This is a genomic window from Acinetobacter sp. R933-2, from assembly GCF_030325485.1.
Taxonomy (GTDB): domain Bacteria; phylum Pseudomonadota; class Gammaproteobacteria; order Pseudomonadales; family Moraxellaceae; genus Acinetobacter; species Acinetobacter sichuanensis.
This window is the reverse complement of the sequence record NZ_JACAIJ010000011.1, coordinates 143,035-163,951: the sequence shown is the minus strand read 5'-3', so window position 1 is coordinate 163,951 and position 20,917 is coordinate 143,035. Positions and strand designations below refer to the sequence as shown.

The 20,917-nt window shown below is 36.9% G+C and carries 15 protein-coding genes, 1 tRNA gene and 2 pseudogenes; 7 read left to right on the top strand and 11 right to left on the bottom strand.

The window, feature by feature from the left end:
* Nucleotides 1-131: 131 nt before the first annotated feature.
* The 3 genes and pseudogenes from HX005_RS14000 (at nucleotide 132) to HX005_RS13990 (ending at nucleotide 1,767) form a co-directional block, all read left to right on the top strand.
* Nucleotides 132-1,063: pseudogene (locus HX005_RS14000) on the top strand (IS5 family transposase).
* A 37-nt stretch (nucleotides 1,064-1,100) separates the two neighbouring features.
* A complete protein-coding gene (locus HX005_RS13995) occupies nucleotides 1,101-1,361 on the top strand; it encodes a hypothetical protein (protein WP_286377809.1) in 261 nt (86 codons plus the stop codon).
* 112 nt (nucleotides 1,362-1,473) lie between these two features.
* Nucleotides 1,474-1,767 (top strand): hypothetical protein, encoded by a 294-nt coding sequence (locus tag HX005_RS13990; RefSeq protein ID WP_286377808.1) that lies wholly within the window; start codon nucleotides 1,474-1,476, stop codon nucleotides 1,765-1,767.
* An 18-nt stretch (nucleotides 1,768-1,785) separates the two neighbouring features.
* Here the strand turns inward: HX005_RS13990 and HX005_RS13985 are convergent, their stop codons facing one another.
* The 6 genes and pseudogenes from HX005_RS13985 to HX005_RS13960 form a co-directional block, all read right to left on the bottom strand.
* Nucleotides 1,786-2,457 carry a hypothetical protein gene (locus HX005_RS13985; protein ID WP_286377807.1) on the bottom strand — a complete coding sequence of 224 codons (672 nt, stop codon included), beginning with the start codon at nucleotides 2,455-2,457 and terminating at the stop codon, nucleotides 1,786-1,788.
* A 28-nt stretch (nucleotides 2,458-2,485) separates the two neighbouring features.
* A pseudogene (locus HX005_RS13980) lies at nucleotides 2,486-3,502 on the bottom strand (tyrosine-type recombinase/integrase).
* 220 nt (nucleotides 3,503-3,722) lie between these two features.
* Nucleotides 3,723-3,799 (bottom strand) — tRNA-Val (locus tag HX005_RS13975).
* Between the two features lie 44 nt (nucleotides 3,800-3,843).
* Nucleotides 3,844-5,859, bottom strand: a complete 2,016-nt coding sequence (locus HX005_RS13970; protein ID WP_286377806.1) for a transglutaminase TgpA family protein — start codon at nucleotides 5,857-5,859, stop codon at nucleotides 3,844-3,846.
* Nucleotides 5,860-5,870: 11 nt separating this feature from the next.
* Nucleotides 5,871-6,842: a DUF58 domain-containing protein gene (locus HX005_RS13965; protein WP_286377805.1), complete on the bottom strand. Its 972-nt coding sequence runs from the start codon at nucleotides 6,840-6,842 to the stop codon at nucleotides 5,871-5,873.
* A gap of 13 nt (nucleotides 6,843-6,855) precedes the next feature.
* Nucleotides 6,856-7,815, bottom strand: coding sequence for an AAA family ATPase (locus tag HX005_RS13960; RefSeq protein ID WP_502872748.1), 960 nt, complete (start codon nucleotides 7,813-7,815; stop codon nucleotides 6,856-6,858).
* A gap of 341 nt (nucleotides 7,816-8,156) precedes the next feature.
* On the opposite strand from HX005_RS13960, the gene HX005_RS13955 reads away from it, so the two are divergent.
* The 3 genes from HX005_RS13955 to yiaA all read left to right on the top strand — a co-directional run bounded on the left by HX005_RS13955 (nucleotide 8,157) and on the right by yiaA (nucleotide 10,491).
* Nucleotides 8,157-8,669, top strand: coding sequence for a YMGG-like glycine zipper-containing protein (locus HX005_RS13955; RefSeq protein WP_286377804.1), 513 nt, complete (start codon nucleotides 8,157-8,159; stop codon nucleotides 8,667-8,669).
* 183 nt (nucleotides 8,670-8,852) lie between these two features.
* Nucleotides 8,853-9,851 carry an LLM class flavin-dependent oxidoreductase gene (locus tag HX005_RS13950; RefSeq protein ID WP_286377803.1) on the top strand — a complete coding sequence of 333 codons (999 nt, stop codon included), beginning with the start codon at nucleotides 8,853-8,855 and terminating at the stop codon, nucleotides 9,849-9,851.
* A gap of 154 nt (nucleotides 9,852-10,005) precedes the next feature.
* Entirely contained in the window at nucleotides 10,006-10,491 is a 486-nt protein-coding gene (gene yiaA / locus HX005_RS13945; protein WP_286377802.1) for an inner membrane protein YiaA, read from the top strand.
* 98 nt (nucleotides 10,492-10,589) lie between these two features.
* Here the strand turns inward: yiaA and pgaD are convergent, their stop codons facing one another.
* The 5 genes from pgaD to ppsR form a co-directional block, all read right to left on the bottom strand.
* Nucleotides 10,590-11,069: a poly-beta-1,6-N-acetyl-D-glucosamine biosynthesis protein PgaD gene (pgaD, locus tag HX005_RS13940; RefSeq protein ID WP_286377801.1), complete on the bottom strand. Its 480-nt coding sequence runs from the start codon at nucleotides 11,067-11,069 to the stop codon at nucleotides 10,590-10,592.
* Entirely contained in the window at nucleotides 11,066-12,310 is a 1,245-nt protein-coding gene (gene pgaC / locus HX005_RS13935; protein WP_286377800.1) for a poly-beta-1,6-N-acetyl-D-glucosamine synthase, read from the bottom strand. Before pgaC ends, pgaD begins: the two co-directional genes overlap by 4 nt.
* Nucleotides 12,307-14,163: a poly-beta-1,6-N-acetyl-D-glucosamine N-deacetylase PgaB gene (gene pgaB / locus HX005_RS13930; RefSeq protein WP_286377799.1), complete on the bottom strand. Its 1,857-nt coding sequence runs from the start codon at nucleotides 14,161-14,163 to the stop codon at nucleotides 12,307-12,309. Before pgaB ends, pgaC begins: the two co-directional genes overlap by 4 nt.
* Complete coding sequence (gene pgaA, locus HX005_RS13925; protein WP_286377798.1) at nucleotides 14,163-16,628, bottom strand: poly-beta-1,6 N-acetyl-D-glucosamine export porin PgaA; 2,466 nt, start codon at nucleotides 16,626-16,628, stop codon at nucleotides 14,163-14,165. Before pgaA ends, pgaB begins: the two co-directional genes overlap by 1 nt.
* 854 nt (nucleotides 16,629-17,482) lie before the next feature.
* Nucleotides 17,483-18,319, bottom strand: a complete 837-nt coding sequence (gene ppsR / locus HX005_RS13920) for a posphoenolpyruvate synthetase regulatory kinase/phosphorylase PpsR (RefSeq protein WP_107007373.1) — start codon at nucleotides 18,317-18,319, stop codon at nucleotides 17,483-17,485.
* Between the two features lie 154 nt (nucleotides 18,320-18,473).
* On the opposite strand from ppsR, the gene ppsA reads away from it, so the two are divergent.
* Nucleotides 18,474-20,852 (top strand): phosphoenolpyruvate synthase, encoded by a 2,379-nt coding sequence (gene ppsA / locus HX005_RS13915; protein ID WP_286377797.1) that lies wholly within the window; start codon nucleotides 18,474-18,476, stop codon nucleotides 20,850-20,852.
* Nucleotides 20,853-20,917 lie beyond the last annotated feature (65 nt).

Below are 20,917 nucleotides of genomic sequence, written 5' to 3'. Positions count from 1 at the left end.
GCCCCACCCATTGCGCATGCATGACGATGCGCATAAGCGTAATCAACATAAATATCTAAATCTTGGCAGTTTGAAGCGGCTTTGTTGCACAAACCTACTGTTAAAGGCTTATTCAACATTATAATTCTCAAATGAATAAGCTCACACCTAAAATCTATCGTACAACCAATTGGTCTTCTTATAACAGAGCATTAATAAATCGAGGAAATATTTCTATTTGGTTTGATCCCAAAACTCAATGGTACGCTCAACCAAAAGGCAAACATGGTCGAAATCAAACCTATTCTGATATTGCTATCCAATGCTGTCTGATGATTAAATCTCTATTCCGTCTGTCTTTACGTATGGTCACAGGCTTTGTTCAAAGTCTCATTCATCTTTATAGATTAGATTGGACAGCCCCAGATTATTCCACTATTTGTAGAAGACAAAAGCATATTGATATTGCTATTAACTATCAAAAAAGCAGTAATGGTCTCCATCTACTCGTTGATTCTACTGGCTTAAAGTTTTTAGGGGAAGGCGAATGGAAACGTAAAAAAATCAGCCTGAATATCGTCGCCAATGGCGTAAATTACATATTGGTATCGATGCTGAAACCCTTAAAATACGAGCTATTCAGCTCACAACCAACAATGTGAGTGATTCACAGGTGCTTGGCGATTTACTGAATCAGATTCCACAAGAAGAACAGATTGACTCCGTCTATACTGATGGGGCTTATGACACCAAGCAATGCCGTCAGGTCATCGCAGAGCGACAAGCGCATGCGGTGATTCCACCAAGAAAAAATGCGAAACCTTGGAAAGATACAAAGACCAGCTCGCTAGAGCGAAATAAATTACTTCGAACAGTTAAACGTTTAGGTAGGACACTATGGAAAAAATGGTCAGGCTATCATCAGCGAAGTTTGGTTGAAACCAAGATGCATTGCATCAAATTATTAGGGGATAAACTCAGTTCGATAAACTTCCAAAGCCAAGTCAATGAGATGCATGCACGTGTAGCAGTATTAAATAAATTTACGGAGTTGGGGCGACCTCACACCCTAGTTGTCACTTAAATTTGGATAACTTGGGGAAAGTTTAGCTTTTGAATGTTTGTGCAACAAAGCCGTTTTAACCTCTTATGCACAACGCAAAGAGATCCTAAGCCAAGCTGATATTTTTGGTGAGGCGCAGTCGGCACCAGACACAGCGGTAGATCGTGCAATTACACGAATTGAAAAATGCACGACTCAAGATGAAATAAATCAGGTTTGGGCCGAACTCGAAAGCAATCCTTATAACAAATTTAGACCTGAAGAGAAATTGTTAATTGAGCAAGCTGCCGAACGTCGTGAAGCAGAAATCACAGCTTAAAGCAGTTTGGCCACATTAAAAATATATTAATGGAGGAATCGCCAGTCAAAGAAAAATCGGATCGTATAGCTGACCCTCTGTGATCCAATCTGATTGGGATTAAGATTATATGATGAATAAATATATTGTTGTCATTGAAGCAAGTAAACCACCACAGTTGTTTCTAGGTGATGATTTCGCTGGTGGAACAATCGTTGCATTAAAAGCTGAAGAATCACCTCACCGTGTAACAGCAGCTTGGCTTGCAAAACGTTTTAATTATTCTCGCAAAACAATTATTGAAAAAGTTGGTGCGTTTAATAAAGGTGATGAGAATAAACACCTTTATGATCCAAAAGAAGTTTTACCTATTTTAGAGAATTTAAATATTATCGCTGCCAAACGTGGTGCTAGACGTAAGAATTAAAAAGGGCTTATTGCCCTTTTATTTATTTTCATTTAAGACCTTATTAAGATAACTTACACATGAGTATGCACAAAGTTCTTTATAATCCTGAATTGCTTTTGAGACCATCGGATCATTAGTTAAAGAGGCAAAGCATATTACTTCATCAATTAATATCTGATGAATATTCAATATTTTCGCAAAAGATTGATGGACTTTTAATAACTGATTTTTAAATTCCTCAATTTCTTTAAAATGATCTTCATTTATCACATTCTCATTTAAACTTTTTAAACAGATTTGATATTCATGCAGTAAAGTAGAAGAATTAAAAATGTTATTAAGTAAATCCTGAACATTAGTATCAAAATCTGGATTATTACTTGTTATCTTTTCTAGTTCTTTTACATCAGATTGATTTAGGATAATTTGATTTCTTAAATTCCTAATATATACGTGAAATTTAGAATAATTTAAAAAAAGTATATTCCCCGAGTCTCTAATTAATACTTGGTATTTTTCCACAAGTGAATACTTTTGCTGCTCCCTCCAATCATTAAAAAGATATAATGCAATAAATGCAGCGAAAAAAGTCGCTGTAGCTGTTAAATAGTCCGAACTTATATCAAAGTAAAAATTAGCTAATTTCGACAAACCCAAACAACTCAAAAATATACCTATAAATATCACAACTATAAATTTTATATTCATAAAAAAGCCCCATTGAATGGGGCATAGTTTAAGCAGCATTCAACATTTTTGCTATCTCGGAAGCTGTTGGATTGTAATAAGTATTCACCAATACACTGAGGGTTTTATGCCCTGTTACTTTTGCCAATATCTCAACAGGCAGTTTTTGATTATTTACCATCCGTGTGATTGCTTCATGCCGTGTATCATGAAACGTCAACTCACCATCTAAGCCAATACGTTTTAAATTTCTCTGCTATAAAAGTCTAAATGAATTAGAACTGTGAGGAATTAAACCACCTTTTCGATTTGGCAATAAATCTAAAAGCTTTCTAGCCTTATGTGAAAGTGGTACATCACGTGAAGTGCCATACTTGGTATCAGGCAAATGTACATAATCACCATGATCATGCTCTTTATGAATACCTAAAATTTCACCTTTACGCATTGCTGTTTCAAGTGCGAATAAAAACGACCAAGCAACAAAATGTCCTGGTGTATTGGGTACCATATTTTCATGATAATTATCCAAACCTTTTAGGATCTGCTCAATCTGTGTTTGGCTAATACGGTTTTGTCGTGATTGCGGTTTAATAGGCTTCTTAACTAAGTTAAATGGATTCGATGGAATTAGAAATGCTTCACGTACAGCAAAGGTAAATACGACGGATCCTAAACTCATTTCTCTATGTACAGTTGCAGGTTGTACCATCTTCAAACGTCTATCACGATTTTCTGTAATAAGTTTTGGTGTGATTTCATGAATAGATTTATCAACCAGATCGCCATAGTAACGATCAAGCCACTTTAGATGATTACGTGTATATTCTTTGCTTTTTTTAAATTGACCGCACTTTTCATAATAGAGGTGGAAAAGCTCACGTAAGGTACATTTAGGTTTATTTAAATTTTCTAGCTCTTTTTCGTACTCAAGTTGCAATTCCATTAGGCGTTTATATGCCCATTGAGTGCATTCTTCTGGAGTATCACGAGTAGCTGCATCACGGAGATGTTTGTATTTGACTTGGATGCGCCAAGCATTGCCACGTTTGACAGGTTTTTGCATAATTACTAACTCTAAATATTTGGGGCCGTAATTTGGGCACCAAAATCTTTAAAGACACATACGTTCTTCAAATTTGGCGCCAAAAAGCGAAATATAAAGCAGTTTTTAATGCAAGTTTTGAGTATTTTGATTACTCAAAGCTGACCTATTTGACATAAAAAACAGGGCAAAATCACTACAATTTTGCCCTTATATTATTGATATATATCAATAAAATATTTGGTAGGTTTAACCAGATTCGAACTGGTGACCTCTACGATGTCAACGTAGCGCTCTAACCAACTGAGCTATAAACCTAATGTGGTGAGAATATTATTCATTTTTCTGTCATCTGACAAGCTTTAATTGTTCTTCTTTAACTCATTCGTACACTCTTTAAGCAAAGCTTTGAAAGTTTTTATATCATGCTGATTTTCATCACCTAAATAAACCATTTTTTGGAAAATTTGATTTAACTGCTCAAAATGGTGGTGTTGTGCTGAATGTTCTGACAGACGCATCATCCATTGCTGAAAGGTTTCAGACTCGGCTTTTTGTAAGGCAGGATTTAATTGGCGATTAAACTGAACAATACTACGTTCAAGTGCAGTCAACTGCCGAGAGGCACAGAATTTGGTCACGGTCCAATACAACAATAACAAAGCTAAAATGCCAAAGACCAATACCAAGCCATAACTATAACTTGATGTTAAACCAAGCTTTTGCATCCAGCCATTTTGCTTTTCAGCATCATAGCCCACGATCTTACTTTGCCATTGATAACTTGCATAATCACTCCACACGCGTAAAGTCCGCAAAACTGAAGAATGTTGAAAACGTAAATTGGAATAATTGCCATCTCCAAAAATACTGCGGTCATCTGTCATGAGATTTTGCATCCCACTGTCAATTCGCATCGGTGCAATCATCGCTGTTGGGTCTATACGTTGCCACTGTCCATGTACATACACCTCTGCCCATGCATGTGCATCCAATTGGCGTACCTCCCAACTTTGTCGATCAGGCGCCAACTCACCGCCCTGATAACCAGTCACCACTCGTGCAGGAATTCCGACATAACGCATTAACAAGACAAAACTTGATGCATAATGTTCACAAAAACCTTGTCGGGATTGAAATAAAAATTCATCAACACGGTTATTACCGAGTCTGCCAGGTGCAAGCGTATAAACAAATTTTTCCTGTTTATACCAATTCAAAATATTCTGAATATATTGTTCAGGTTGCGCATGGCTTTGCTGATACATTTTCTGTGCGAAAAGCTGTGCTTTAGGATCACTTGTCCTTGGGTAGCTTAGGCTATTTTTCAGGATTTGTGCGTTAAACTGCCCCGCTTGCATCTCTGTAGCCTGTGTACCCACCCATTGCAGTTGAATCGGCTGGGTACGTTGCAACAAGCGTTTTGGAGTAATGGAATCGTCCTGATTCAACTGAAAACGTGGTTCCAAAGGAATAGATTTTTCCAGTCCCGTGATCCATTGTTGCGCAGGATCATTTGCCAAATATTGATAATGAAAACTTTTTTGTTGTGCTGACGGCTGTGGCGCATTTTTAGTTTGTTTATTAATAAAACCACTCGTCCACCGTGTTCCATCATACTGATCCAAAACCAAAGCCCGCCAATATAAATCACTACGTTTTGGCAACTGTTGCATATCGCCAATAATTCGAAATGCCAAAGCGCCAGATTGTGATAATTCGGCAATATCGCCCGGTGACATACTGTCACTCAGTCCTGTAGTGGCTTGGTTATTGGGAATGGGGATTTGCCATAACGGTGGTAGGCGTGGAAAAAACATGAATAATAGAATAAAAAATGGCAAAGCCAAGCCAATAAACTTGAGAATGTGCCATGAATCTGTTTTCAACGACTGTAATATCGGCTGTGTACTGATAAAACTTGCCGTCTGTACCCGATACAAGCCCACCAAGCAACTGATTAAACAGCATAAAACCAATAACGCCATCCAAAAAGCCTGTGTGTGCAAAAATAAACTCGCACTGACAAATAAGGCAAAGTTAAACAGGATGATAAAGTCACGTTTGCTTTGCGTTTCCAAAGCCTTGGCAAATAAAAATGTCGATAAAACGGCTGTGCCTGCTTCTACGCCCAAAAAAGTCCTTGAATTGACATAAATGATCAGCATTGCCAGCAAGGCAAATAAAATTTTCGGCGCTTTGGACAGTATTTTAGGAAGATGAATGACTTGGTGTCGATTAAACTTGTAATAATAAAATGCCAGACCCAAAATATTCAGCAAGAATAAAATCGCTAGTGGTATGGGCATATACGCCATTTGTGCGATTAAAATTAAACTTAAGACCAATAAAATCGAAATTTGAATGGATTTATTCATGATCAATCCTCCTAAGCCTGCGCCAATAAGGTTTTGATATGAATATAATGCTGTTCACCCACGCCATTTTCAGTTTGTGCATGCGGTAAAATAAGACTATACGGCGTTTGACTGTGTTCGCACTGATCCACCAATTCCATCATTAAACTGAGTTTTTCTTCATGGTCTGCGCTTGGCATTTTGCTATATTCAATTTGCATGACGTGTGTATCCACCAAGTCTTCAAATTGCTTGACAAAAAGCCCCTGTCCTCGTGCTGCCTGTTTCCATGAAATACTTTGTAATGAATCACCTGTTTTAAAGTTTCGCAGCTCTTTAAATTCGTCCAAATCAGGTTCACCTGTATTGGAATAGTGCTGTAAATTTTGTGTAAACGCTTTGGCTTCAGGCGCAATCCAATAGGGCTCGGTCAAATAGATATAAGTCCATGCTCGTACCAGACCGAGTGGATAAGTTGAATAAATCTGAATTGGTGGAATTTCAAATTTTCCACGGTGTTTGGGAATAAAAACCAGATCAAAACTTTGTTGTTTTTCCTCAAATAAAAAACTTTGAACGGATTCATCTTTTTTGGATGGAGCTGTTTCATCCTGTTTATTTTTTTGAGATATATGATGTTGTAGATTACTGATTTTAATATTTAAATATTTTGCAGTTGCATGTTGTTGCTGCATAATAATTTTGACAGTAAAAGCTTCATTGACCTTGCCCACTTCATCGACAATCACTTGTAAGGTGACGCCATGTAATTGCTTAAAACTTAAATAAAAACTGATACATAAAATCGCACTGATTAAGAAACAAAAACCTAAAATCAAGTTATTGGCATAATTAATGCCCGCAATGAAGGTGATCAGAATCAGTACCAAATACAAAAAACCTTGTTGATACAGAAAGACCAAGACTTCATTTTGTTTCAGCGTACGAATACCTGTATAGCGAAAACGCAGATGCAACCAACGGACAAATCTTTTTCCTAACATCGTCAGATTTCCATTAGCCTTTCACAGATACTTTTTGCAGCAATGCCTGTGTTTCGGTTTCTCCTAAACCAATTCGATGCGATGCCACTGCTACAAAAACCGCCTGTACATCATCCACAATCACAAATTGACGCTTTTCAATCAATGCATAGGCTTGTGCGGCTTTTTTCAGTGCCAATAATCCTCGTGTAGATAATCCATGCCGACCTTTTCGGGTTTCTTCAGCCAAATCAAGCATATAATCAAAGACCAAATCATTTACTGTCATTTGATTGACTATACTTTGTAATTGCAAAATCTCTTGCTGTTGAAAAATAGACTGTAATTCTCCAATCAAATCATGGCGTGACGCTTGTTGTAATAATTGTTTTTCCGCCATCCGTGATGGATAACCGAGTGACAATCGCATCATAAAACGATCTAGCTGTGACTCAGGTAAACTGTATGTACCACTTTGAAAGAGCGGGTTTTGTGTCGCAATCACCCAAAATGGTTTGGGCAATTCATAACGTATACCATCGACCGTGACATTGCCCTCTTCCATTGCTTCCAACAACGCACTTTGGGTTTTGGGACTGCAACGGTTAATTTCATCAGCCAACAGGATTTGAGTGAAAATTGGACCAAATTTAAACTCAAACTGGTGTTCTTTTTGATTAAACATATTGATCCCAATGACGTCACTGGCAAGCATGTCATTGGTAAATTGAATACGTTGAAAGTTCAGACCTGCAAGTCGTGACAGACTACTTGCCAAAGTCGTTTTTCCCAGTCCAGGCAAATCTTCAAACAATAAGTGCCCACCCGCCAACAGACTGCATAAAGCAAGTTTGGTTTGTTGTGGTTTATCTAAAATAATTTGATTAATCTGGCTTAAAAATGCATCTATTTTTGGGTAGTAGTTTGTTGAATCATTGGATATGTGTACATGTTTTTGTTCTGTATGTTTTTGCTGCGTTGTTCCCCAAATCACCTTTTATTCCCCAATAAAAATTTTTAATTTGTATAAGTATAAACATACACGTTTTTATACAATACTCAAAGTTATAAAAAAATATTGAATAACAATATTATAGAGTAAGGCATTCCCAATTTTAGCTTATTTCCTGATGATAAAGATATGCTCACAAAATCAAATCATGATCATGACTCACCTTATTTCTAGGATAATTATGAAGAAATATCAGATAAAAATTACAAATGATTTACCAATAACAGCAACTTCAATACAACTAAATTCACAATCAAATCGTAGTTTTCTCGTAAATTAAGTCTAAGTTAAGAAATCAAGAAGCTTCGAGAAGGAGTTTGAACATGAAATTACAAGCAATAATCGGTGTAACAGTACTTGCAGCAACACTGATGACAACTGCACACGCAGATAATTCAACACGTGTTGCCCTTTCTTCTGGTTTAGGCAGTGTTGTTGGTGCTGCAATTGGTAATCAGATGGGAGGAAGCACAGGCGCAATGATCGGTTCTGCCTTAGGTGGTGCTGGTGGTGCTGCGGCTTCAAGTGACCGTCGTGATCGTACAGGTGCAGCAATTGGTGGTGCTTTAGGTGGCGCAGGTGGTTATACAGTGGGTCGAAATGTTGCAGGCTCAACAGGCGGCTATGTAGGAGCTGGCTTAGGTGCAGCAGGTGGTTCAGCACTTGGACGTAAAGTAAGTGAAGACCGCCGTTATGATGATCGTGATGACCGTCGCTACAATGACCGCTATGATCGTCGTTATGATGGTGGCTACCGAGGTAGTAACTATCGCTATAATGATCGCCATGACAATGGTCGTCACTTAGGTCATTATAAACGCAAACATCGTGACTAATTTTTCTCTATAAGCTCGTTAAGAACAAACTCTTTTTCACCTAGATCGTTAGAACGCAAGCTAACCTTCTAGGTTTTTTTGTATGCTCATTTTGTAATTTATTTTAGTATATCGAAATAACACGATATACAAATATCTGTTTATATCGTATTATTTCGATATAGACCAACTTGAGTTATAGTCATGCGATCACTGCAAAATACCAAATTTTCGATTTTAGAATTAGCGCCAGTTCGTGAAGATAAAGATGTTAAATTTTCACTGCAACACGCGCTAGAACTTGCTCAACATGCTGAAAAATTAGGATATGATCGTTTATGGCTCGCTGAACATCATAATATGGATGGTATTGCTAGCTCTGCAACTGCTGTCATGTTGGGTTATATTTTAGCAAATACAAACAATATAAAAGTGGGTTCAGGTGGCATTATGTTGCCAAACCATGCACCTTTGGTTGTTGCTGAACAATTTGGTACTTTAGCCACGCTTTATCCTGAACGTATTGAACTAGGTTTAGGACGTGCACCTGGTACAGACCAAATGACCATGCGTGCTTTACGTCGCGGTCGCCAAGAAACAGAAGATCAATTTCCAAATGATGTGGTTGAAATTTTACAATATTTTGATGATGTTCAACCAAACCAAAGAATTATTGCAACCCCAGGACAAGGGACTCATGTGCCTGTATGGTTGCTAGGCTCAAGTTTATTTAGCGCACAACTTGCTGCACGTTTAGGACTTCCCTATTCATTTGCCTCACATTTTGCACCTCGCATGTTAGGGCAAGCGATTCGTTTATATCGTGAAAATTTCCAACCTTCACAATATTTAGAACAACCTTACGTATCTATGGGTGTGCCAACCGTTGTTGCGCAAAGTGATGCTGAAGCTGAATATTTGGCAACCAGTGTGTATCAACGTATCCAAAATTTACTTACAGGTCGTAGTATGAAACTTAAAGCACCTGTCGATACAATGGAAGGTTGCTGGACAGCTGCTGAAAAAATGGCGGTACAAAATTTCTTAGCGATTGCACAAATTGGTTCACAAAGCACAGTTAAACAAGGTTTAGAGCAGCTTTTAGAACAATATGATGTCGATGAGTTTATTTTTACTTGTGATATCTATGACACACAAAAACGTTTAGAAAACTTTGACTTACTGATGCAATTAAAAAAATAATTTAAACCTAAAAGATGCCAAGAGATTTTTTCGTTTGGCATCTTTTTATTTAAAGAGCTCATATTTACTAAACTCCTATAATTTAACATCTATTGCCATCCCTTATTTATCTGTCATCATGCAGAATAGAAATAAAATGATAAGGAAAATAACAATGGATCAATACATCAACAAACCTACTCCTGCATTTATTGCAGCAAGTTGGGTTGCCTTATTGGCAGGTGCTTCTGCTTATGCAATTGGTTTATTTAATGCCAATATGTTATTGAATGAAAAAGGTTATTATTTAATTCTCATTTTATATGGTCTATTTTCTGCTGTCTCGTTACAAAAAATTATTCGTGACAAACTCGAAGGTATGCATGTTACCCCAATCTACTTTGCGTTATGTTGGGCATCCGTCATTATTTGTATTGCGCTACTTGCAGTGGGTTTATGGAATGCAAGTCTACAATTGAGTGAAAAAGGTTTTTATATTATGGCTTTTTTACTCAGTTTATTTGGTGCTGTTGCCGTACAGAAAAATATTCGAGACTTAGAATATATCCGCCTTAAATCTGCTCCAGAACTTACCACAAAAATTTTGGAAGAAAATCATAAGGCACTCGAATTACCACAAGAAACGTATAAAGGTGACTAAAAAAGATACCATTTTAAGGCAAAATATGCTGTTTCTTACGATATGTTCATCCATAAAAAGAGGTAAAAAATGCCTCTTTTTATATCAATATTGATGATTTATGCTTTTTTAAGTTCATAATTGTATAAAATACCCTCTTCATCATAGTGTAATACAATACTTTTTGACTTTTGAATACGTGACAATTCATCTGTAGTAATTAAAAAATCTTGAGCCAGTATAGATTGACTCACATTCAACACTTTTGGATTGTCTCGTTTACGATAACGTAGCCAGTTATAACTCGCCCATAACAACAATGAAGCACAACAGACCACAACAATTAAAGCTAACCATGCAAAGTTATACATTTGCACCTTGATTTGTTCAGCAAAAATATAGCTTTGGATCAATCTGCCCTGATACACCCACAAAATCAAACTCAGCAAAGGTAATATAAATAATGTCCACACGAGCCAACCTAATGCTTGAATCGTGTAATTTGTGGCTTTATTTTTGACATATTGAGGCTGATCAATATATTGAGGAATATCCAATTGAGCTGGATCAGTCACAATATTGGAATGGATTTTATTCATTCATTTTCTCCACGAAATCCACGATCTGGACTGACCCATCTCGCTCTTTTTTTCTGTGTAAATAATGCTTTAGGAACTGCCACAATGGTCGTTGCAGCACCTAAAATCCAAAAAAAAAATGGGTACCAAATCACCCAAAAATAATTTCTTAAAAATCGATAATCGTCATAACGTTTGTCTATATACAAACTGATGAAAAACTGGATTAGACATGTGATCGCTAAAATGACGCCATACCATTGTGGTAGTAATGATTTAACGTACCACCCTGATGGTAAAGCAACAAATAATCCTACAAAAAACAAAACAACGATCAACAAAATGACATACGCCCAAATCATACTGAGCATTGACTCTAGAGCTACAGGCCACATTTTAAGAGCGCTCACTTTAAAAAGTTGAGGCACATAAGTCCAAAGTACCTCTACGCCACCTTGTGCCCAACGTAAACGCTGCTTCCACAACCCTGTCAAGGTTTCAGGCATATAGATATAGCACAGTGCATTCGGTACATAATGGATATCCCACTTTGCAAGCTGAAGTTTCCATGAAATATCAATATCTTCGGTAATTTTATCATCTGACCAAAAACCAACTTGCTCTAAGGCTGTTTTACGAAAACCTGCAATTACCCCTGAAACTGTAAAAATACGTCCATACGTTCTTTGTGCACGTTTAATTAAACCAATAATAGAAGAAAACTCGCCAACCTGTAATTTTCCTAAAATACTTGAACGGTTTAAAATACGTGGATTGCCTGTTACCGCTCCAACCCGATTAAATCGCGTTAAGTGATGCATCATCCAAATTGCAGCATGTGGATGCAATAAAGCATCACCATCAATACAAATCAGATATTCAAACTGACTCACCATCATGCCTGAACGTAAGGCAAATGCTTTACCTTGGTTTTCAGCCAAATGCACGACACGCAACATTGGATATTGTTGTGCCAACTCATCTAAGATCTCGGCAGTACGGTCAGAACTGCCATCATTCACAGCAATAACTTCAAATTTTGAATATTGAGTTTGCAACGCATAACGAATCGTTTCTTTAACTTGTGCTTCTTCGTTAAAACACGGAATAATAATACTGCATCCTTGAGCAGAAACTTCAGGCAATTGCCCTTGTTTATATTCACGTTTAAAGAAAAACCAAAGTCCGCCTATCATCCATGTCCATGCCATCACCAACGGATATAAAAAGGCAAAGAGAAATAAAAACTCTACGCCTGTCATGGTGATTTCCCCTGTGTTTGATAAATAAATGGATTACGATAAGTCAATGGGCTTTGATTTAAACTCAATGGTGTGTATAAAAATTCTTGTACTTGTTCAGCATTATTGAAGTTGTATTGTTCAATCGCTAATTTTTGAATGCCAATTCGTTGCAAAGCAAGAAAATCAGCTTGTATTTTTTGCCAATCTGCTGCCGTTTTTGCAGATTTCACTGTTAAAGTGACTAAAATTTTAGCTTTCTCTGATGCAGTTAAAGCATCAAGCTGTTGAAGCATTTTTTTAAAATCTTGAGCATGATCTAAACTGTTCATTTCAAAATTAAATATATTTGCAGTCGATTGAAATTGATTTAAAAACTGCTGAATTGTTCCATCTGCAAGCTCATCTAACTGAACTTGTAGTGTCAAATTAAACGGATTACTGATATTGCTATAGGTTAAGGCGTATTGAGAAATATCCATCAAAGTTTGTGCAACACGTTTTTGCTGAATGACACAATCTTGTTGAATATTCATCTGAAAAGCACAGTGCAACTTTTGCTCTGTAGTTAAAATAATACCATCCAAGTTACTATTATTTTTAAATAATTGCTCTGAAAGCTGAACAGCCAATTGTGGTTTTTGCTCTTGTAAAGCGTAGGGTAAACGTGCATAAACACGATTAAAAATTCGTGTTTTTGCCTGCCATAAGGTTCGATTCATGACATCTTTAGACATGCTTAATGCTGTATTTGGGAAATAGGCATGGTCGTAAATTCCATCCTGATTTTGATCGCCTACGACATTTAAAATCAATGCATTACTCTTTAACGCACTCGTTAAATCTAAAATTTTTCCGAGTTGCTGATCTGCCAATTGATAATTTGATGAAAATTCAGCTAAATCAAAGGACAAAGCACGGATGGGTTCATAACGAATAAAATCTCGATATTGTATTGCATCCATCATTTGCTCAAAAAGATCTTCTGCACTTGGATTATTAACAGCTAAACCACGTTGAAATGTGCCATCTTTGACTTGGTTTACGGCATCTGCACCTAAACTAAAAGACAGTGCAAAACCCGCCTTTTGTGCTAAATGCTCAGTTTCGACATTCGTTGCACCATAAGGCCAAACCATTGCAATTGGGACTTCACCGACCTCTTTAGTTAAAATAGCTTTCGATTGTTTTAGATCTTGAATAATACGTTGCTCATACTCATCTTGCGTTTCATAACGTTTTAATGCCGCCAGATATTGTCGTGTAATTGCAGCAGGCTGTTGATTTTTCTGTGGGTTTGCTAAAACACCTTGATGCAGATTATGTGAATGACTCGCAAACTCAGCCCATCCTGATTGATGCATTTCTCGAACTTGCGCCCAAGTCATCTGATTGCCTTGCCCATATGCTTCATAAATCGCTTTGGTATTACCATTCATCCAACTCGTGACCAAAGCAAATACAACTGGAATTTTATATTGCTTAGCCAAAGGAAAAACACGACTATAATGACTCAATGCCCCATCATCGAAACTGATTAAGATTGCATTTTTCGGCAAAGGCTGCCCTTGTTGTCGAGCCTGTAAAATTTGTTTTAAACTGACAGGATGCCAATCTGAGCGTTTTAACCATTCAAAAAATTGAACTAAATTTTGGGTACTGATAGCATACGGATCACGATCACCATTTTTTAACACATCATCCCGCACATCATGAAAAGTTAAACTCACAAAATGCTGCTGATCAAAAAAAATATTTTGCTGGGTGACTTGAGCAGATTTTACGTGTTGATCATTTGCAAATGCAGGACTAATCACACCAATCAAAACAAAATTGATAAAAACGCGTTTTGAAAACTGTTTAAAACTCATCATTAGAAACGTCCCTCAAAACTTAAGTTTCCATATAATTGTTTTTCATATTCACCGTCATAGGCATGAATGCCGTAACCTAGCCCATAACCCAAAGACCATGTTCTTGATAATTTCCACATGTGTTGATATTGCACATCCATTACAGGTTTAGGGTCAAAACTTTGTTGTTGATACATGCCCATGGTAAAATTAAAACGCTGTGTCAAAGCTTGCTCATAGTTACGCCATGTCAACCAGTCGTGGTTCAAACTGACAGCTAAACTTGAACTTTGTTTGGGGCTAAAATAGGACACCTGATTGGTTTGATTTTTTCCATAGTAGCCACTCACACCCGCTGTGGTGGTGTGGTGAGGGCTTAAAAAAACACGTTGTGAGTAATCTGCTGTCAATTCTTGTCTTAAATTACCATCATTAATATCTGTCAACTGATAAGCAGCACCTGCTTGACGAGACTCATTTTCCTTCCATCGAATTCCTACGCCATAAGACTGACCTTCGTGATTTAAGTCTATCGCTTGTAATGGAATATCAGCCTGACTATTGGCTGAAAGTGAATATTGCCAATGATCATTCAATTGATGCATCCATGCAGCTTCAATACCTTGACGATCACCTTGATGGTTTTGTGAAGCAATGACAGTCAATGACTTTCTCTGATCTTGCCATTCTAGACCAAGCCCATAGCGTTGTTGTTCTAAAGTACCTTGACGAAACTTGCCCCAAATATCCCGATGTTCAGCCAAAACACGATAGTTATCGGCAAACCAAGGAGAATATAAGCTTGTGGTCATTTCACGATCTTGAGAACCTTTTAAACCTTGTATAAGCTCATTTTGATCTGAACGACTGCGAGAAAAACGACTAGTGTGCTGAATCGTGGCATGGTCACGATCTTCTAGCTCTTTACGACTTTTAATAACACTACTGTCTTCAGCATAGTCTTGCATGAGCTGATTGGTTTGCTGACGCCATGTTTGTACATCACCTAAAGCTTGTGCATTTTGCATGGTATTAATTTTTGTTTGCTTAGAAACAGGCTGTAATCCATTTAAACGCGCTAAAGTTTGCGCTGCTTGTTCAGGTTTATCACGCCAACGTTGAATTCTAGCAAGCTGATTTAGCCCGTCTTCTGTATTCGAAGTTTTTTCCACCAAACCTTCAAAATAAGGTTCAGCAATATCTAAACGATTACTATATGCCCAGTTTAAACCACGCAAACCAATATATTGTGTACGATCAGCATGAACCGATTTATCTACACCTTTAGCTTGACTGTATTGAAATGTAGGCAATAAATGATCTATGTCTTTAATAAGTTGATTTGCCTGATCATATTTTTCTTGTTCAAGCAATGAATAATAAAATGCACTATAGACATTCATATCCGAATAGTTTTTTTCAGTCATTAATGTGCGATATAACTGTTCGGCTTGTGCTGCTTGACGTTCAGCTAAATAAGCATCAGCGATTGCTTGTCGAACATATGCAGGCATGGTCGTTATCGCAGGCAATGGCACACGCTGTAAGAGATCAAGTACAGTTTTTGATTTACCTCTGACACTTAAAGCATATATATAGTCATAATAAAAACGATTAAAAAAAGGTGCTGTAAATGTATATTCATTGGCAAGATGCTCAGCATCTAATAACACTGCATCCAACATCTCATAACTTTTTGTATCAGACTCGCCACGACGTGATAAATACTGTGAACGCTTAATCGCATTTTCAATCTGCTGAGCAAAATTTCCCAATATAATCTGCTGATTTAAGTTTGGATCCCAGTCCGTTTTGGGATATTTTTCAATCACTTCTATGGCTTGCTGATAACTCCCCAAAGCCATTAATGTATTGACATATTCTTTTTGAATATTTTTATCTTTAGGTTGTTTTTCATAAGCATATTGCACCGCATGTAAAGCTTCAGCCGTTTGTCCAAGTATTCGATAACTATATGAAACCTGCATGAGTTGCTCAGCAGATAGCTGTTTTAAACTCATTTTTTGCAAAACTGCCAATGCTTGTTTTTTCTGTTGATTTTCACTCAATAAAATGGCTTTTAAAATATTGACGTGTAGCTGATTTTTCTGTTGAAACGGTTCAAATTGTTGCAGTAAAAGCAATGCTTGGTTAAATAACTTTTGATCGCGTAAAAGTTTGACCACACTCAATTGTGCATACTCTGGAAATTGATTCACCTGAATCCGCTGCGTCAGCTTTAATAAAGTCGCAGCATCCAATGGATGTACTGTATTTACTGACAATAAATAATCAGCTAAAACCTTTTGATCCTGTGGATATTTTTGCAACAATTGTTCAAGTGCAATGATGCCTTTCTGAGTCTGACCATTTTTAATATACAACACCGCCTGTTCTCTTAAAGTATCAGGTGTTGCTGCATATGACGTTTGTAATCCTAAATATAAAAATAAGCCCGCTGGCAAAAAATAATATGAATATTGCATAACTCATTCTTAAATTAAAGTGTGATATAAATCTCATTCCAATGATTTTAATCAATAGAAAATCACACACTGTTAACTTATGTGCATACATTAATCTTGTTATTTTCAAATTATTTTATTAGATATCAAAAAATTAATTTTATCCAAAATACCTATTTTTCAATCAAGTTAATTTTTTTTGTAAAATTAGCACACTTTTTTGTATAGTAAATTTTAAAAAACAATCAATAAATATTTCATAATATAGCGAATAATGAGGCATTTATTTACATTTAAATCATATCAAAAACTACAAAAATGATCATAAGATTTTAATTGTATGATAATAAAATTCACAGAAATTTTACAATAAAAACAAAATATTAATATATCCAATCAAAAAAAATACGATATTTTTCTCACTTTTTAGAAACTTTGTTAAACCATACATTTTAAATAATTTTTAAGTTTGAACGGCTATTACAAAAAATAATAACCAAGTAAAATCATAAGATTAATTTACTTTCAATGTTATTTGTTCAGAAAAAAACACAATTTTCCTGAGGGAATTGCATTATTTTCAATCACTTCGTTTATATATTTTTTTAAAAAAAGTACTTTAGATTTATATCTTTTTCTGCAAAGACATCTAAAAATAGGATGTATTTGAATCTAATCGACTTATAATTTGCTTATTATTAATACAATATTCATATGAATAAATGAGGTATTTTTTATAACTCAATGACAAATTTAATCAACAAAAAACTTGCCATTGAGCTTCATTCAAACCGCTTATTGATTTAAATATCTATTTAAAACTTGGTTTCAATAAGCAACTTTCAGTACTCTTTTTATTCAAAATTTTAAACTGATTATCCAATTCGACGCTTCAATCCTGTCATTTGTAAAACACGTGTTGAGATTTCTTCAATTGACATCTCAGACACATTGAGATACTTGATCCCTTCTGAAATATAAATCCCTTCAACTGCACGTAGCTCCATCTGACACTGAGAAAAACTGGCATAGCGACTATTTGCCTTACGTTCAGTACGAATTGCCACTAAACGATCCGCATCAATCATTAAACCAAAGAGCTTATGCTTATGCTCTCTAAGCACCGCAGGCAAACGATTATCGTCTAAATCTTCTTCTGTTAAAGGATAGTTTGCAACGCGAATTCCAAACTGTAATGACAGGTAAATAGATGTCGGTGTTTTGCCAGAACGTGATACCCCAATCAGGATCAAATCTGCTTTGTCATAGTGTCTTGTACGTGCACCATCATCATTGTCTAAAGCAAAATGAACCGCATCAATACGTGCCTTATATGACTCAGAATCAGTCACTGCATGGGTCTGTCCGACTAAAGTTGTAGGCTGAGTGCCTAAAACATCTGACAACTTACTAATAAGCCCTTCAAAAACATCAAGATTTACAGCATTTGCTGTATTAATAATATCACGAACATAAGGATCAACTAAGGTATCAAATACCAATGGCTGCTGACCATCTTTTTCAGCACTTTTATTAATCTCCTCCACCACACTCATTGCGGCTTCTTCAGAGGTAATATAGGGAATGATATGGATATCAAACTTTACATGCGGAAATTGCGCTAATAACGAGTGCCCAAGGGTTTCAGCAGTAATGGCAGTACCATCCGAAATAAAAAATACGCTACGCTTTATTTGGTTACTTTCTGACATTAAAATTCTCCTCAAACATTTGTCTTAGCGATGTATAATCTTTATAGTAAACCCATCTTACATGACTATCACTTAGTTGAATCAAAATGCTAAGTTTTTTGTTATAATTTGATGCCAAGATAGTGATTAATACTGCATAAGTGGAGCAACAACTTTGGAAGCACGCGTAATCGGTCTAGAAAAACTAGGGAAACACGACGTTGAGATCGTGGGTGGTAAAAACTCTTCTCTTGGAGAAATGATTAGCCATTTAGCAAATGCTGGCGTATCAGTTCCAGGTGGATTTGCAACAACTGCTGCTGCATATCGCGAATTCCTTGAACAAAGTGGTTTAAATGCCAAAATTTCTGCAGAATTGAAGCAACTCAATGTTGATGATGTCAACGCACTTGCTGAAACAGGTGCAAAAATCCGTCAATGGATCGTAGATACTCCACTTACTCCTAGCCTTGAGCAAGAAGTTCGCACTGCTTTTGCTGAACTTTCTAAAGGCAATCCAGATATTGCTGTTGCTGTTCGTTCATCTGCAACTGCTGAAGATTTACCAGATGCTTCATTTGCAGGACAACAAGAAACTTTCTTAAATATTCGCGGTATCGACAATATTCTTATTGCGATTAAAGAAGTATTCGCATCACTTTATAATGACCGTGCGATTGCTTACCGTGTACACCAAAACTTTGACCATGACATCGTTGCCCTTTCTGCGGGTATTCAACGTATGGTTCGCTCTGAAACTGGTGCTGCGGGTGTTATGTTTACACTTGATACAGAATCTGGTTTCCGTGAAGCAGTATTTATTACAGCTTCTTATGGTTTGGGTGAAATGGTCGTTCAAGGTGCTGTAAACCCTGACGAATTCTATGTTTCTAAACCATTACTTCGCAATGGCAAACATGCTGTGATTCGTCGTAATCTTGGTTCTAAACACCAAAAAATGATTTATGGTGAAGAAGGTTCAGCGGGTAAATCTGTTGTTGTGGTTGATGTTGAAAAAGCTGATCGCCAACAATTTGCATTGAATGACTTAGAACTTCAAGAACTTGCTAAACAAGCACTCATCATTGAAGAACATTATCAAGCACCGATGGATATCGAGTGGGCGAAAGATGGTGATGATGGTCAAATTTATATCGTTCAGGCTCGCCCTGAAACAGTAAAAAGCCGTGAAAATGTCGGCACAATGGAACGCTACCTGCTTAAGCAAAAAGGCACAGTTCTTTGTGAAGGTCGTTCAATTGGTCAACGTATCGGTTCTGGTAAAGTTCGTATTGTTACGTCGATTAAAGAAATGGACAAAGTACAAGACGGTGATGTACTTGTATCTGACATGACTGACCCAGATTGGGAACCAGTCATGAAACGTGCTGCTGCAATTGTCACGAATCGTGGTGGTCGTACTTGTCACGCAGCGATTATTGCACGTGAATTAGGCGTACCTGCGATTGTAGGTTGTGGTAATGCAACTGAAGTACTGACCGATGGTCAAGAAGTTACAGTTTCTTGTGCTGAAGGTGATACAGGTTTCATCTATGAAGGTGCGTTAGATTTCGAAATCCAACGTAATTCTATCGAATCAATGCCAGCACTTCCGTTCAAAATCATGATGAACGTAGGTAACCCTGACCGTGCATTTGACTTTGCTCAAATTCCAAATGAAGGTATTGGTCTTGCACGTTTAGAATTCATCATCAACCGTATGATTGGTGTGCATCCTAAAGCATTATTGAATATTGATAGCTTACCACGTGAAACTCGTGCTGCTGTGATGACGCGTACTGCAGGTTATTCTTCTCCTATCGAATTCTATGTCGAAAAATTGGTTGAAGGTATCTCTACACTTGCTTCTGCATTTGCGGATAAACCCGTTATTGTTCGTATGTCTGATTTCAAATCAAACGAATATGCAAACTTAATTGGCGGTAAACTTTACGAGCCAGAAGAAGAAAACCCAATGCTGGGTTTCCGTGGCGCAAGTCGTTATGTTTCTGACAACTTCCGTGACTGTTTCGAGCTTGAATGCCGCGCTTTGAAAAAAGCACGTGATGAAATGGGCTTAACCAATATTCAAATCATGATTCCTTTTGTACGTACAGTATCTGAAGCGAAACGTGTAATTGAATTACTTGCTGCAAATGGTTTAAAACGTGGTGAAAATGGTCTTAAAGTGATCATGATGTGTGAATTACCAACCAATGCATTATTAGCTGAACAATTCCTTGAGCACTTTGATGGTTTCTCTATCGGTTCAAATGACTTAACTCAGTTAACGCTTGGTTTAGACCGTGACTCTGGTATTGTTTCTCACCTATTTGACGAACGTGATGCTGCGGTTAAAACATTGTTAGCTATGGCAATCCATGCTTGTCGTAAAGCAGGTAAATATGTAGGTATCTGTGGTCAAGGTCCTTCAGATCATCCTGATCTTGCACAATGGTTAATGGATCAAGGCATTGAGTCTGTTTCTTTAAACCCAGACTCTGTTTTAGATACTTGGTTCTTCCTTGCTGAAGAAAAGACTAAACAAGTTTAATAAAACATGTTAAAAAAGACCCTTTCGTAGGGTCTTTTTTTCATCTACGATTTTTATATTTAGAT

Coding starts and splice junctions, on each gene's coding strand:
- HX005_RS13990 (WP_286377808.1), top strand. CDS start 1,474: ATGAATAAATATATTGTTGTCATTGAAGCAAGTAAACCACCACAGTTG.
- HX005_RS13985 (WP_286377807.1), bottom strand. CDS start 2,457: ATGAATATAAAATTTATAGTTGTGATATTTATAGGTATATTTTTGAGT.
- HX005_RS13970 (WP_286377806.1), bottom strand. CDS start 5,859: ATGAATAAATCCATTCAAATTTCGATTTTATTGGTCTTAAGTTTAATT.
- HX005_RS13965 (WP_286377805.1), bottom strand. CDS start 6,842: ATGTTAGGAAAAAGATTTGTCCGTTGGTTGCATCTGCGTTTTCGCTAT.
- HX005_RS13955 (WP_286377804.1), top strand. CDS start 8,157: ATGAAATTACAAGCAATAATCGGTGTAACAGTACTTGCAGCAACACTG.
- HX005_RS13950 (WP_286377803.1), top strand. CDS start 8,853: ATGCGATCACTGCAAAATACCAAATTTTCGATTTTAGAATTAGCGCCA.
- yiaA (WP_286377802.1), top strand. CDS start 10,006: ATGGATCAATACATCAACAAACCTACTCCTGCATTTATTGCAGCAAGT.
- pgaD (WP_286377801.1), bottom strand. CDS start 11,069: ATGAATAAAATCCATTCCAATATTGTGACTGATCCAGCTCAATTGGAT.
- pgaC (WP_286377800.1), bottom strand. CDS start 12,310: ATGACAGGCGTAGAGTTTTTATTTCTCTTTGCCTTTTTATATCCGTTG.
- pgaB (WP_286377799.1), bottom strand. CDS start 14,163: ATGATGAGTTTTAAACAGTTTTCAAAACGCGTTTTTATCAATTTTGTT.
- pgaA (WP_286377798.1), bottom strand. CDS start 16,628: ATGCAATATTCATATTATTTTTTGCCAGCGGGCTTATTTTTATATTTA.
- ppsR (WP_107007373.1), bottom strand. CDS start 18,319: ATGTCAGAAAGTAACCAAATAAAGCGTAGCGTATTTTTTATTTCGGAT.